Below are 13383 nucleotides of genomic sequence, written 5' to 3' on the forward strand. Positions count from 1 at the left end.
CTTTTTCTCTAGCTGCGTAGCAGCGTCCTCTAGGCGAAGCCGTCCTCTAGCCACGTAGCAGCGTCCTCTAGGCGAAGCCGTCCTCTAGCCACGTAGTGGCGTCCTATCTTTACTGCGTTGCCGCCTTCGCAAACTTACCCAAAGCGCCCGACACTTTGTTTAGTACTTCCTCGCACCCTTGAATATTATGGCGCTTAGCTAAGTGAGCTGGATCGTTATAGCTTAACCAAACAGTGCCTTCAGCATCTTCCCAGATCAGTGCTTTCTGCGGCAGGTCGATCGCAACACTTTGTGCACAGAGCATCAATGGCGTGCCCACCTTTGGATTGCCAAATAGAACCAGTTGAGTATCTCGTAGTTGCTTACCAATTTTCTCAGCACCCGCACTATGGTCGATACGGGCAAAGACGGTCATACCTTTATCATTCAAAACGGTTTCTAACTTATCTGCCGTTTGAACCACGCTGTGCTGGCTTTTCACATTGATCATGCCATCTCCAGCTTGAACTGAAGCACTCATTGCAACGCCAAGAGCAACTGTACCCGCTACCGTACCTGTGATTTTTCCCATCATTTATCTCCCTATTCAAAATATCTAATTGCTTAGCTCGGACAAGCAAGATCACAATTAATTCAATTTAGGTGATATACAGGGTTTTGCTATTTAATATGGGCCTGATTTACAACGGGAGGCAAATTATTCGGGAGGTAATAGGTAACTTTTACATTAAGTATTTGCTGTAAATTTGTTCGTACTTCTCGGATGCTTTCACTTTTTCCAGAGCCGCCTGCCAACGTTCGATCACACTATCTGGGATCTCTTTGGAGCAAGCAATATAGAGAGGAAATTCGAGTAGTTTTACGCCTGTAGCTACCAACGAGTCCACAGGTTTATCAATCTGTTTCAGATAATAAGCTACGCCTAAGGGGCTGGTATTAACCGCAAGCTCCGCTCTGTTTGAAAACAACAGGCTGAATTGGCGATCTCTTGCAGAAAGCTTTATTACATTGGTAATACCCAGCTCATCCACCTTATTTGCGACCAACCCTTTGTAAGGAACAGTGATGTTATTCGCTTGCTTTATGTCATCAATTGTTTTGTAGGTTTGCAGATTATCTTTACGTTTATAAAAATAGATGGCCTCTTGGGATATAGGACCGATCCACTTAAACTTATCTTCCCTTTCAGGTGTCCGAAACAAAGAGAAGTACATCACATTAGGTAAGGTTTCCAACATCCGGTCACCTCGGGCACCTGGATAGATGGATATAGGATATTGTTCTCCCAACTCATTCATAACCGCTTGGACTATTTCGATTGAGAATCCTTTTAACTCAGAGCCTTCTTCATAGTTGTATGGTGCCCAATCTTCAGTAATCACTTTTAAATCAGGTTGTGCTGCAACTTGATAGCTAAAAACTAAAGCACAACCAATTACTAACAAGCGCAAAATACGCACTTTTAGTTGCGCTAAATCCTTCGTCCAAATAAGTAAGTTACAGTTACGCATAGGCTCAATTTATTCTTATTAAATTAAGGAGCAATGGTAAGTATAGACACTTAACTCAGGTACTCAGCCGCATATGCTCATTCACACGCTAGACAAATCAGGCAACGTTATTTTCACTAGCAACCCCGGCTCATTGTTATACAGGTTAATACTCCCCCCCAATACAACAGAAACCAGATTGTAGACCCTATACAGACCTAATCCCGACGTACCATGCCCCATTTTTGATGAGAAAAATGGATCAAACGCATGCTCTTTTGCTTTCTCATTCATCCCTTTACCATTGTCAGAAAAACCTATTTCGATACCCGATTTTACGTTAGTCACTGTAAGTTCAATTCGACTACCTTCGCCTAGCTGAGCATGGTTCAAACTGTTTTCCAGAAGACTAACTAATATCTGTTCAAGCGCCTCTTCATTACTACAAATCATGAGATTCGAGGGAACAGCAGTTACTAAGTCAATTTGTCGTTCAGCACACCTGTGCTGATAGGCCCCAAATACACCTAATGCGACCTCCTGTAGTGAGAAATTACTCGTGATTTTTGTTTTGGTATCACTTGAAAGCTCTTTAAAGCGATTGATCAGGTTAATACTTCGATTAAGGTTATGATCCATCAACGCTATCGATTCAGCTGCAGTTTCTAGGTATTGGCTCAATTGTGACTGACTCAGGTTTTTACATTCAAAAGACTGTTGAATCTCTTCTAAATTATTTTGCGCAGTTGTTAATCCCAGCAAAATGTTTCCTAAAGGAGAGTTCAGTTCATGCGCTACACCAGAAACTAATCGTCCAAGCCCTGCCAGTTTTTTAGCCTCGACCAACTGCTGCAAAGTTGACTGTAACTCCTCATGCGCACGTTTTAACTTGAGATGGTGGTCTTTTTCCGCTTGCTGAGCTTTAACTCGGTCAGTTATGTCTTGCAAGGTCTCAATGGCACCAACCGTATTACCTTCTGTATCTAAAAGCGGCGAAGCATTAAAGTGCAACCAATGCCCTGAAGGGCCAATATTGGGAAACAAATCCTCCGCCTCACAGGCACCGCTAATCAAGCTAGACACAGCAAAGTGGTAATCGTAATACTCCCGTATTTTGGCAACGGGGGCATTATCCACAACAAGGTCAGCCATAGTCGGCCTTGATTCAGCATAGAAACCACGCCAACTATCATCACGACCAATCGCTTCGTTGGCAGGCACACCGGTCAGTGCTTCGCAGGCTTTATTCCAATGGGTCACCTTATGCTCTTTATCGATAACAAAGGTGGCAATTGGGCTGCCCTGTAAGATTTGCGAGAGTTGTTGCTGGCTTGCACGAACTGCCTTCTGGGCATTATGCAGAAGAGTTAAATTACGGCCTACGCCACGATAACCGGTGAAATTGCCCTCTCGGTCATAAGCTGGTTTACCACTGACGGAATAATGTTGAATAGCACCATCGTTACCTGGTACTTCATATTCAAAATCACGGAAAGGTAGGTGCTGTTCGTAGCAATCGATATGTGCCTGTATCTCTTCAGCGGTTAACCCTTGGATAGGCATTTCCCACCGTCGCTTACCGATAAATAAGCTCTGTTTACGCTGTAGCTTCTCCGTCAACATGCCCCAAAATCGCACAAACCTGAAAGACGCATCCTGCTCCCAAAACCACTCAGAAGATAATCCAGCAAAGTCAGAGAGAATCTCGTTCTCTTCTTCTAACTCGCGAATCTTCTTCTCTAGCGCTTCTATGGATGGCGTTTTCTCAGACATAACCACAGTGAATACAAATGGGATAACTCAATTCAGAATAGTTAAGGAACCGCCTATTCACCAAATTCCCTCTATAACTATCTAGATTTAAACAGCAGGCCTTAGAAGGGCACATAAAATACATTTGACATACATTTTAAAAACAATAAGATGCATTCAAATTACATCTTATTGGTTCTGTGACCTATTATTTTTCTTCATTGGCTTATTAGGTAAAGGTCACAAGTATGAAAATTCTGGCAGGAGACCATCAATATGCGCCTAGCTAGTACCAACCACTCCATCGCTAATGCCTTACTCAAAGGACATAACAATACCCAGTGGAGTGCAGTGTTGTTAACACAACACAAACAACTCGAAGAAGAAATCGCCACTATTCAACGATTACTGTCACGCGATTTTTGTCATTTGTTACAACTCGATAAGGCACTAAAAAAGTTGATAAAAGGGGTCGTCATTCATCTCGATCTAGAAACCTGCTTTCTGGTACCAACCTTACAAGGTAGCGAATTAAGCGCTAAACAAAAGCTAGCCCTTACTCAGAGTTACAAGAAGTTACAACAGACATGCCATAACACCAGCGATTACATTCATCATCTAAAACTGACCAAAGGTAATCGTCTGATCAATATGGAAAATAACCTGAACATTCAGAGTTTTCTGCAGGAAATTAGCCAACGCCTAAAAGATGAAGACTCTATCTATTCTTGCCTAGATACCGACGAGGCGACTTATGCTGTTTAACTATAGTGGTCGCGACGCCCACCTTGTTTGGTATTCACAGGAGCTTTTTACTGCAGGGTTAGATAATGGCTACGGCAGAGAAATCCTATGTAGAGGCTTCTTCTTAGATTCGGGCGCGAAAATACCCATGCGAGAACTTATCCCCTATCTATATCGCAATACCGAGCTACTTGTAAAAATGACCAGTCAGCAGATAAAAGACGCATTGGACGCTCAGTTTCAGGATGAATCTAGTATTTGGATTAATCTTGCAGGACCTCTGATTGCCTGCGATCAACTTTTTCAAAAACTCTGGCAAGACGTTCTTTTAAATCTAGATGAGAAACAGAAACAGCGATTAGTGTTAGAAATTTGCGAGCACGACATCAGTGATGAGCTTGTGTCGCGTCGTGTCTCTTTTCTAAAGCAACATGAATTTAGTATCGCCATGGATGACTTTGGCGCGGGATATTCCAATTTACAGCGGCTTTTACAAGCCCCCTTCGACATTATTAAGTTAGACGTAAAGCTGCTAAACGATGTACCAACAGACCTCTGGGCGGCCAGCTTTTATCATCAAATAATTAAGCTGTGCTCATCGAAAGGCTGCATCATCGTGGCTGAAGGCGTTGAAACCCAACTCCAATCTGACTTTGTACGCTGGGCCGGTGTCGATTTAATTCAAGGCTACCTCTACTCCACTCCATCAGAACATCGATACTTAGTCTGCGACCATACAACTGACGTTACCCCTTAGGTAAATACTTTCACTCACCTCTGCAAAGTCTATAATTACTTTAGAGTTTGAGGATAACTTTATGAAAATCGGCCAACTAGCTAAACAAACAGAATGTCCCATAGAAACGATTCGCTATTGGGAAAAGGAGGGATTAATTCCTTCCCCCTATCGTTCCGAGGGCAATTACCGAATTTATAACGAACAACATCGAAACCGTATTCTATTTATCCGTAACTGCCGCAGTTTAGATATGAGCCTCAATGAAATCCGTACCCTGTTAGAGCTCAAGGATCACCCCAGTGAAAGCTGCCAAGATATTAATGAGCTGGTAGATAGTCATATTGAGCACGTTGTTAAACGTATTCAGGCACTCACATCTTTAGAACAAGATCTACGTAATTTACGACAACGTTGTAATTCTGAGAGTGATATAGAGCACTGCGGGATCCTTGAAGGCCTCTCTTCGGATAAACCCCATACTGACCCAGAATCAGATACTCATATTAACGGTCTACATGGGCATTAAGGTAGACCTTCAGTAACGCACTTGACCCTGTAGTGACTACAGGCTTTTTAATAACCTTAGAACTATTTTTGACAATGTCGTTTTGAGGAAAAAAACAATGGCCGACAGTTGTTGTAACGCTAACCATTCTAAAAGTGCATTAGAAGATGGCCGCTTTCGAAGAGCCTTATGGATCGCTCTATGGATAAACGCTAGCATGTTTATCATCGAAATAATCGCGGGCTTTAATGCTTCTTCAGCATCTCTACTCGCTGACGCGATCGACTTTTTAGGCGATTCCGCAAACTATGCCATCTCACTGTCCGTTCTTTCTATGGGTATGTTATGGCGATCCAGAGCAGCCCTGATCAAAGGATCAACCATGCTACTGTTTGGCATAGCCGTTTTGCTAAAAGTACTATGGGATGCGTTTAATGGCCAAACTCCAGAACCAGTCACTATGGGCATTATTGGCTTACTAGCATTAGTAGCGAATGTAACTGTCGCTATCATGCTTTATACATTCCGCAGTGGCGATGCTGATATGCGATCTGTATGGCTATGTAGTCGAAATGATGCCATTGGCAATGTTGCAGTGATGATCGCTGCTGCGGGTGTATTAGGTAGTGGGCAAGCATGGCCAGATCTTTTAGTAGCAACCATCATGGGCCTATTAGCCACCAGCGCTGGCATAAGTGTAATAAAACAAGCAAGGCAGGAATTAAATACTCTACCTAGGGAATCCTGCTCCTAAAGTTTCAAAAGAAACTAAGCTCTACACTGACTAGTGTTTATATCCCTACAAACCTAGTCAGTTTAAATCCGTAAAAAGCGTTGTTATGCTCAGATCTCTATAATTGTCTGAATAATAGTAGGCTCTGTGTGAACGCTCCATCTTACCAACCCAATAGCCGCCAAAAGCGCCTCGATACCGCAACTGACGCATTGCTCGATACGATTGTTGATTTTATCGTCTACCGAATTTTTCGTAAAAAGCCTGCGCAACTGAAGTTTGATGTAGCTCCAGAACAGTTCGAAGCGCTAAAGCGGGCCTGCGCTCCTGAATGGGCAGAGCTGCTTGAAGAGCGAGAAAAAGCCAAAAAAGCATGTGACCGTCGTTTGCTAATTGGTTTTATCACGTCCCTAGCCTGTGCAGTCATTTCTATTGTGATATTTATTGGGGGCGGCCTCTTCTTAGCGATCATCCCGCTAATAATTTCAGGGCTTCAAGCAGCTAAATTCAAACAAGACTTCAATCATCATTTTGCTGAAAATTTACTGCCAAAAATCCTCGATCATTTAGACGGTTTTCATTATGAGCGTCACGGAATCATACTGCTGGATTCAGTGCGCGATAGCCGCATACTGCCACCACATCAAGAAGATTTGACCATACAAGAGGATTACCTCCGTACAGAGATTGGGGCTGTAGCTGTAGAAATGGTAGAGTGCCAGTTAAGCCGAATGAAAACTGACGCTAAAGGAAATACAAGGAAGAGCACCGAATTTAAAGGGGTGATCCTGAATATGACGCTGCCAAAAACCTTCTCTTCTCGTGTGATCCTACAAGCAAATTGGGGAAAAGTGCTTAGCTTTTTCCAGCAGAAGCCTATGGATAAAGATCAGCGTATCACGTTAGACAACAATCCCTTTGGCAAGGATTTTCATATTTACGCTGAAGATGAAGCTTATGCTAAACAGATCCTGACACCGGACTTCTTGCAAAATTACAAAAGCTTTACGGATAAGTTAGACGTGGCTGCAACTGAGATGAGCCTGTTTGGTAGCCAGTGTGTCATGCTACTACACCGCCCAAAAGATCTATTTATGGCGCCTAACCTTCATGGCGACATATGTGAAGAAACAGTGCTTTATCCGATGCTACAGGAGATCGAAATGATTGAAGAACTGACGGTTATCGCACTAGAGGCTAGCGGCGCTTAACCTTCTTCAATCCTGCATTCCTATCAGCAGAAAAAAGCCCTTTTTATTAAATTCAAAAAGGGCTTTTTAATCCTTCGCTACAACTGCACAGTCATCTACAAAGACATCACGTGGATAACCGGATAGAAAAAACTTACTGCTAGGGTAGAGCGAACTATCAACATCACTTGATTGAAAAAGGCCTGTACTACAAAAGCAACAATACCCAATAACCCCAGATAAGTAACTAACATATGCCCCAGGCTAAAGTAGCCAAACCAATCACGAAACGTCTCCACTTGAGATAGGCCTGATGCCAAACACAGGGTTGCAGATAGAATAATCACCATCTCCAATTTCACTCCCCAGTTAAGATAATTAATCTCTTGCCGGCAACGTTCATAAAGTAGATGCAGCGATGGTGGCTCTAAGGTAAAGGCGTAAACAATAGCGATAAAAATGGGTAATACAGAAAGTAAAAGTAGGTAAAACCCCATGACACCCATAGTCTCTGCGGCAACTAACCCCAATAGGTCTGAAAAACCTAAAGTAGCCAGTAATGACATGATCGCTATGTTATTAGAATGAAAAAATAAGCGGGTATAAAAGCCTTTGCAGGTCACATTTAGAAAGCCATCAAAAAAGAGGTAGCTTACCAACGCAGTTAAGACTATTACACCAATGGTATCTTGGAAGTGAAGACTCGTTAGCATTTCAACACGCCTCCCTATAAAACGGTGACGTGCTAAACAAAGCTAAACAGAAAAAGATACAATCCACTTTGGATTGTATAGGTGTGGTTTTCATGCCCATTCCTTTGAACACTTAACTTATTAAAAATCCTTTTGTCCTAGTGTGCAGTTATCTGTTCACAAGATCAACACCTGTCTACTCACAATAAGCTCATCGACCTATCCAACACGTTTTTGACTATAGTGAAGAGATAAACGTATTTTCTGCTGTCTTATAGAGGTATTCCGTTGTTACGACGCCCTTTCATCTACACACTAGTGCTAACGGCTCTTTTTTGCATTAATACCGCTAAAGCAGATGCCGATACATTAGTTGTTGGCGCTGATTCTTGGCCTCCGTTCCGCTTCGTGACGCCTGAAACCGTAACTGGTATTGACCACGAGTTATGGAAAAAGCTGTCTGAACGAATAGGCTTTAAGGTCCACTACTTACGCTGTCCATGGAAACGTTGCTTGCGGATGATGAAAAATGGTCAGATCGACGCGATGAGCGGTTTAGCATGGCGCGAAGAAAGAGCTGAATACATTACCTACGCTTACCCTCACTACTACAGTTGCAGTACCCAACTCTATCTTCCTCATGGTAAGTCTCGCCGCATCAGCAAACATAGAGATATGCATGCGATGACCATTGGCATGGTGGGTGGCTCTGCTTATTACACAGAATTTGATCAAGATACAGATATCTATAAAAAAAATGTGACTCAAGAAGCTGTGCTTCCCAACCTATTGTTAGAGGGAAGAATTGATAGTTTTATCGGCACCGACTGCCAAGCAGATTATGAGCTTGCTTCACGAGGTTTAACGCCTCAAATAGATAAAGCAGTTTTTAAACCTGGAAACAGGGTCGATCTATTTATTGGCCTATCTTCAAATTCTCGTTGGGCACTACGGAAGGATGAGTTTGATCAAGCTTTAAAACAACTTCGCGAAGAAGACTTTGAAGGAAATGCACTTAAATTAATTTCCCCTTTTGCAGTTGAATAGCACTATCTACTTAAAATAAAACTTACCCCAGTTTTCTGTGGATAAGCGTGTATATTAATTTTGGACAACCGTTAAAAAGCCCATGAATAAAGGCTTATAGCGGCTTGTTTATTTTTTAACCTTGTGAATTAAGCTTTCAGTTATTACCCTTTAAATCAACACCTTAATTCAGAAAACCCACCCTTTTTTGCATCTTTTTCATAATTAATTTTCAAAATCGTGCAATCAAAACACCTACTGGTTCGTCTTTAAAGGCAGCTACACCTTAACGCCCCAAGAGCACCTGTCACTTCAAAGCAAACAACATGCTTACACCCCAGTTTTGTTGTTCAACTTGGAAAAGCTCAGCGGGGCATTTTTTTTATCTGCAAGGCTTATATAGATGAATAATACCCTTACTCACAATCGACAAAGAGACTACGATGAAGCAGCTCTATATTTACGCTTAGGTCTCGGTATTCTTTTTATTATTGGCGGCGTATCTAAACTCAGCCAGTTACTTTCCAGCACTAAACATGATGCCATCGTTGCTAATTACATGGGATCAACAGGCTATATTAATGAGCTTTTTCAACAATATCTGTTTACGGGTTTCTTAGGCGAGCTATTAACTCCATCTCTCTTTCTGACCTCACTTTCAGCTTTTGAGCTTATCTCTGGTATCGCCTTAGTCGTTGGTTTTTTAGTGAGACCTCTAGCACTTATTTATGCTTTCCTGCTTTGGAGCTTTGTATTCTCATTACCCGTCATGACGGTGCCTGACACTGAGATTGCGGTAAAAACCTATACCTCCCCGGCCATGTTTGTACAGATCAGAGATATCGCGCTTTCCGGTATGATGTTTGTGCTTTTTAATCTGGGCCCAGGTCGTTATAGCCTTGACGTTTTACATAGACAGCATGATTACGGCATCAGTTGGGATGCCCTAGGGTTACTGCTCCGCCTCTCGATTGGCATCATGTTTTTAGTCAGTGGTAGCTTCGGCGCGTTCGCAAAAGTCCCTACCTTTGCTACGTGGCAACCTCTACTGTTACTTGCGGGCCTAATTATTCTATTTGCACCACCGATATTAGTTAGAACAGCAGGTGCAGTAACCGTAGCTATTATGCTCTGGTATATGGGCTATAAGCTTAATTTTGATAAAAGCCTAATCGCTAACCTAAATAGCTTTAAACGCGAATTTGCTTTTCTTGCTGCTGGGGTTGTCTTGATTCGTTTCAGTGGTGGCGAACGTTTTGCCCTAAATGATTTGATCACACGCCTCAAAAATTCGTTTAAGAGACCATCGGAGGCAAAAATAACCGCTACCGAATGAAACTCTTCAGATAATTAGTGTTCCAAATGGCTTAGCCCATAATTATCTGATTAGGCTGCCCACACTTTATGTTTGGGCAGCCACGGTACGACTTATAAATGCTAGACAAAAATAGGCTCAACCAACTTTATCGCTATGCTTTATCCCTGACTCGAAATGAGGATCAGGCATATGACCTGCTCCAGCAGTGCGTAGAGAAATTTCTACGCACTAACTCTGCACAAATAAAGGAACCTGAAGCCTATATAAAGCGTAGCATTCGTAACGCTTTTATTGATCAATGCCGTGGGGATAACAAACTGCTTTCTTTATCTGATTTACCTGATGCAGTAGAAAAGATAAACCAAACATCATCAGACTCTTTGGAAACCTTATTTATCCAACAACGTGATGTTGAACAGCTATTAAAGCTACTAAGCGCAGAAGAAAGCGAATTACTCTATCTATGGGCAATAGAAGAGTACAGCATGACAGAAATAGCTGAGATACAGGGAGTGCCGCGAGGCACCTTGCTATCCAAAATGCACCGATTAAAAAAGCGAGTCCAACTAGAGCTAACCGAAGAGCAATGGGTTCCAAAGGAGGCGATGCAATGAAATCAACCGCACCTAAAAACTTAAAATCAGCTCTTAAAGCGCACTACCAAGATCAGTCCTTAAGTGAAGACAAGTTAGCTCAACTTCTGTCTATGCAAGAAGAGCTTAGCAACCAAGCGGATATAAATGTTGAAACCCCGAAAGCCAAAATTAGCTGGTTTGATCAATGCAAAACATGGTTTAGACTGCCGCAATTAATGGTTCCGACGTTGGCTTTAGCCTGCATTTTTATGGTTGTCAGTTTGATGCCTATGCCTATATCAGGCCCAAGTATTGTGAATGAAATTGCGGGCCATCATGAACAGCCAAGCGAAATTTCTATATACACATCTTCTATAGATGAACTTGGACAACAGCTAACCCAGCTAAGCTTTAAACTGATTTCATCAAGCAAACTTGGAAAAGATATGTGGCAGTTGATTGGCGGTAGCTACTGTTCAATTAATGGTGAAATTGCTGCTCAGTTGAAGGTGCGCAACATTGAGAACAATCAGATCTACACTTTCTACCAAGCAGAATATCCAGAGGGCCTAACCCTAGAACAGGTTGATACTCAGAATATTATTAACAACCAAGGAACAGCTGTTACTCTCTGGCAAGAAGGCGGCTTATTACTGGGTATTGCACACACCACAGAATAAACCACACCCATTATGCTTTAGCGCATTGGTTTAGCGGTAAAGCTTCTCTGCCCAGCGTGTAAGCCCAGCTGTCACGCTACCAAAGTGATCGCCATCGACAACGTCTATATCACCCAATAAAGATGCAATTGCCTGCCGGACAGCAGGCGATTTTGTCGTACCGCCTGTCACATAAACCAGCTCAGGTGTGCAGCCGGCTTGTTTAATCACTTCACTCATCAGATCTACAATCTTAGATACTGGGCGCTCTATTGCCGACTCATACACTTCACGACTGATTGACTGAGACAATTCCTTATCAAGGTAGCTTAGATCCGAAATAACTTGCTCCTGATCAGACAAAGAGATCTTTGCCAGCTCAGCACTACGCACTAACTGATAGCTTTGTTTCTGTTCTTGCAGCTGAATTAAGCGCGCTACTTTTTCAGGCTCCGCTGCATCACGCTGCATTTGCTCCATCATTTCGATCGAAGCTAAGCTATTGAATTCGACCTGCGAGGGAATGTCATTTACAGATACGGCATTCCAGTAGGACTGAGAGGGAATAGGTAACCCATTTTTCAATTTCCCTCCCATGCCTAGAACTGGCGTTAATCCGTAGTAAGCTAGGTGAATATCAAGGTCATTTCCCCCTACCCTAGCACCACTATGACCAAGGAAGTCAGCTGAACGTTCTGGCTTATCGCGATAGCTCGGGCCCATTTTGACAATAGAACAGTCACTGGTACCACCACCGACATCGACAACTAAAACGACTTTGTCTTCCTCTAACCCCGCTTCAAAATCAATTCCGGCTGCTAAGGGCTCATACAGAAGCTCAACGTCGACAAAACCAGCTCTCTCAGCAGCACATTTCAATATACGACAAGCCTGCTGATTAGCCTCTTCCCCTCCACTACCTTGGAAGTTAACCGGACGCCCTATTACCGTTTGGGTGATCGAATCACCCAGTGATTTTTCTGCCGCCTGCTTTATCTGGAACATCATGGCTGTGACGACATCTTCAAAAAATGCCAAATGCTGGGTTTGTAAGCCACTCGCGCCTAAAAAGGATTTTGGAGATTTAACAAAATAGCCTTCTTCTGGCAGATCGATATATTGTTCAATTGCTTCCTCGCCAATAAAGAGAGTCTGCTCATCAGATAAAACGCCTAGAGACAAACGAGACGCAGACGCCTGCCTTAATTGGAGACTTCTCTCTTTTAGATAAGTATCACGAATCTTAGGATTACTAATTTGACGCGCAACACCCTCGCAGATTAATTCGCGAGAGAGTGCATATAGAGTAGAAGGTACATATTTCTGCTGCTGATAAAGTGACAATAACTGCACACTATTATCTGCTTTCAGAACGCCCATGGCACAATTTGAACTACCGTAATCAAAACCAGCAATCATGCTTTCGATCTTATTTCTTCAGAAAAAGGGCGCGCAAAATAACACTTTTTAACGCCCTTGATAAGCACCAAATTCCTCTATAAATAATCCTCAAGTTAAGCATGCCACTTGTAAGAAAATAACAATCGTTTTTTAACTTTCCAGCCTTTGGATAACCTTAAGCTACAAAGGGCAAGAAGAGAGTAGGTACTTACATAACACGCCCAATACACTTGTGAACAAACTTCCAAAAATAGAGCGCTTATCGTTGATAAAGCCGATTACTAGTTTCTCCCCACAAACTGTGGATAAGCTTGTTAACTAATTATGGACATCCTCCATAAAGCCCATGATTATTAGCCTGTAGAGAATTGATCATATTTCAACCTTGTAGAATAAGGATCAAAGCGATCGGTAATATCAACATTTTTGTAAAATTTTTTCTTACTCAAAAATCCTGTATAAAAATCAACCAGTCAAGCCCTAACAGTAAAAAAATCCATCCACGCAAGCTGTGGATAAAACTGTTAGTTAATTCTGCGTATCCCTCTCAAAGCCCATT

Annotated in this window: 14 protein-coding genes; 9 read left to right on the top strand and 5 right to left on the bottom strand. The window is 42.4% G+C overall.

Annotated features, from left to right (window positions below; translation table 11 throughout):
* Window positions 1–109: 109 nt before the first annotated feature.
* The 3 genes from ACMXYS_RS14035 to ACMXYS_RS14045 form a co-directional block, all read right to left on the bottom strand.
* Complete coding sequence (locus ACMXYS_RS14035; protein ID WP_415882292.1) at window positions 110–574, bottom strand: DUF302 domain-containing protein; 465 nt, start codon at window positions 572–574, stop codon at window positions 110–112.
* Window positions 575–722: 148 nt separating this feature from the next.
* Window positions 723–1511, bottom strand: a complete 789-nt coding sequence (locus ACMXYS_RS14040) for a substrate-binding periplasmic protein (protein WP_415882293.1) — start codon at window positions 1509–1511, stop codon at window positions 723–725.
* An 81-nt stretch (window positions 1512–1592) separates the two neighbouring features.
* Window positions 1593–3263 (bottom strand): ATP-binding protein, encoded by a 1671-nt coding sequence (locus ACMXYS_RS14045; protein WP_415882294.1) that lies wholly within the window; start codon window positions 3261–3263, stop codon window positions 1593–1595.
* 255 nt (window positions 3264–3518) lie between these two features.
* Here ACMXYS_RS14045 and ACMXYS_RS14050 point away from each other — a divergent pair, with 255 nt between their 5' ends.
* The 5 genes from ACMXYS_RS14050 (at window position 3519) to ACMXYS_RS14070 (ending at window position 7174) form a co-directional block, all read left to right on the top strand.
* The gene (locus ACMXYS_RS14050) at window positions 3519–4007 is read left to right on the top strand and encodes a hypothetical protein (protein ID WP_415882295.1); all 489 of its coding nucleotides are present in this window, start codon (window positions 3519–3521) and stop codon (window positions 4005–4007) included.
* Window positions 3997–4743, top strand: coding sequence for an EAL domain-containing protein (locus ACMXYS_RS14055; protein ID WP_415882296.1), 747 nt, complete (start codon window positions 3997–3999; stop codon window positions 4741–4743). Before ACMXYS_RS14050 ends, ACMXYS_RS14055 begins: the two co-directional genes overlap by 11 nt.
* A 61-nt stretch (window positions 4744–4804) precedes the next feature.
* Window positions 4805–5251 carry a Cd(II)/Pb(II)-responsive transcriptional regulator gene (cadR, locus tag ACMXYS_RS14060; RefSeq protein ID WP_415882297.1) on the top strand — a complete coding sequence of 149 codons (447 nt, stop codon included), beginning with the start codon at window positions 4805–4807 and terminating at the stop codon, window positions 5249–5251.
* A 97-nt stretch (window positions 5252–5348) separates the two neighbouring features.
* Entirely contained in the window at window positions 5349–5984 is a 636-nt protein-coding gene (locus ACMXYS_RS14065) for a cation transporter (protein WP_415882298.1), read from the top strand.
* A gap of 128 nt (window positions 5985–6112) precedes the next feature.
* A complete protein-coding gene (locus tag ACMXYS_RS14070) occupies window positions 6113–7174 on the top strand; it encodes a DUF3137 domain-containing protein (protein ID WP_415896908.1) in 1062 nt (353 codons plus the stop codon).
* A gap of 95 nt (window positions 7175–7269) precedes the next feature.
* On the opposite strand, the gene ACMXYS_RS14075 is transcribed toward ACMXYS_RS14070, so the two are convergent.
* Window positions 7270–7866: a hypothetical protein gene (locus ACMXYS_RS14075; RefSeq protein WP_415882300.1), complete on the bottom strand. Its 597-nt coding sequence runs from the start codon at window positions 7864–7866 to the stop codon at window positions 7270–7272.
* Between the two features lie 267 nt (window positions 7867–8133).
* Here ACMXYS_RS14075 and ACMXYS_RS14080 point away from each other — a divergent pair, with 267 nt between their 5' ends.
* The 4 genes from ACMXYS_RS14080 to ACMXYS_RS14095 all read left to right on the top strand — a co-directional run bounded on the left by ACMXYS_RS14080 (window position 8134) and on the right by ACMXYS_RS14095 (window position 11444).
* Window positions 8134–8892 carry a substrate-binding periplasmic protein gene (locus tag ACMXYS_RS14080; protein WP_415882301.1) on the top strand — a complete coding sequence of 253 codons (759 nt, stop codon included), beginning with the start codon at window positions 8134–8136 and terminating at the stop codon, window positions 8890–8892.
* A 382-nt stretch (window positions 8893–9274) separates the two neighbouring features.
* A complete protein-coding gene (locus tag ACMXYS_RS14085) occupies window positions 9275–10207 on the top strand; it encodes a DoxX family protein (protein WP_415896909.1) in 933 nt (310 codons plus the stop codon).
* A gap of 98 nt (window positions 10208–10305) precedes the next feature.
* The gene (locus tag ACMXYS_RS14090) at window positions 10306–10803 is read left to right on the top strand and encodes an RNA polymerase sigma factor (RefSeq protein WP_415882303.1); all 498 of its coding nucleotides are present in this window, start codon (window positions 10306–10308) and stop codon (window positions 10801–10803) included.
* Entirely contained in the window at window positions 10800–11444 is a 645-nt protein-coding gene (locus ACMXYS_RS14095; RefSeq protein WP_415882304.1) for a hypothetical protein, read from the top strand. The genes ACMXYS_RS14090 and ACMXYS_RS14095 overlap by 4 nt, the downstream gene beginning before the upstream one ends.
* A 30-nt stretch (window positions 11445–11474) precedes the next feature.
* On the opposite strand, the gene yegD is transcribed toward ACMXYS_RS14095, so the two are convergent.
* Entirely contained in the window at window positions 11475–12842 is a 1368-nt protein-coding gene (gene yegD, locus ACMXYS_RS14100; RefSeq protein WP_415882305.1) for a molecular chaperone, read from the bottom strand.
* Window positions 12843–13383: the final 541 nt, after the last annotated feature.

This window comes from Neptuniibacter sp. QD57_21 (assembly GCF_047778075.1).
Lineage (GTDB): Bacteria > Pseudomonadota > Gammaproteobacteria > Pseudomonadales > Balneatricaceae > Neptuniibacter.

Excerpts from the sequence above, each read along its gene's own strand:
- ACMXYS_RS14035 (WP_415882292.1), bottom strand. The coding sequence starts at position 574 with ATGATGGGAAAAATCACAGGTACGGTAGCGGGTACAGTTGCTCTTGGC.
- ACMXYS_RS14040 (WP_415882293.1), bottom strand. The coding sequence starts at position 1,511 with ATGCGTAACTGTAACTTACTTATTTGGACGAAGGATTTAGCGCAACTA.
- ACMXYS_RS14045 (WP_415882294.1), bottom strand. The coding sequence starts at position 3,263 with ATGTCTGAGAAAACGCCATCCATAGAAGCGCTAGAGAAGAAGATTCGC.
- ACMXYS_RS14050 (WP_415882295.1), top strand. The coding sequence starts at position 3,519 with ATGCGCCTAGCTAGTACCAACCACTCCATCGCTAATGCCTTACTCAAA.
- ACMXYS_RS14055 (WP_415882296.1), top strand. The coding sequence starts at position 3,997 with ATGCTGTTTAACTATAGTGGTCGCGACGCCCACCTTGTTTGGTATTCA.
- cadR (WP_415882297.1), top strand. The coding sequence starts at position 4,805 with ATGAAAATCGGCCAACTAGCTAAACAAACAGAATGTCCCATAGAAACG.
- ACMXYS_RS14065 (WP_415882298.1), top strand. The coding sequence starts at position 5,349 with ATGGCCGACAGTTGTTGTAACGCTAACCATTCTAAAAGTGCATTAGAA.
- ACMXYS_RS14075 (WP_415882300.1), bottom strand. The coding sequence starts at position 7,866 with ATGCTAACGAGTCTTCACTTCCAAGATACCATTGGTGTAATAGTCTTA.
- ACMXYS_RS14085 (WP_415896909.1), top strand. The coding sequence starts at position 9,275 with ATGAATAATACCCTTACTCACAATCGACAAAGAGACTACGATGAAGCA.
- ACMXYS_RS14090 (WP_415882303.1), top strand. The coding sequence starts at position 10,306 with ATGCTAGACAAAAATAGGCTCAACCAACTTTATCGCTATGCTTTATCC.
- ACMXYS_RS14095 (WP_415882304.1), top strand. The coding sequence starts at position 10,800 with ATGAAATCAACCGCACCTAAAAACTTAAAATCAGCTCTTAAAGCGCAC.
- yegD (WP_415882305.1), bottom strand. The coding sequence starts at position 12,842 with ATGATTGCTGGTTTTGATTACGGTAGTTCAAATTGTGCCATGGGCGTT.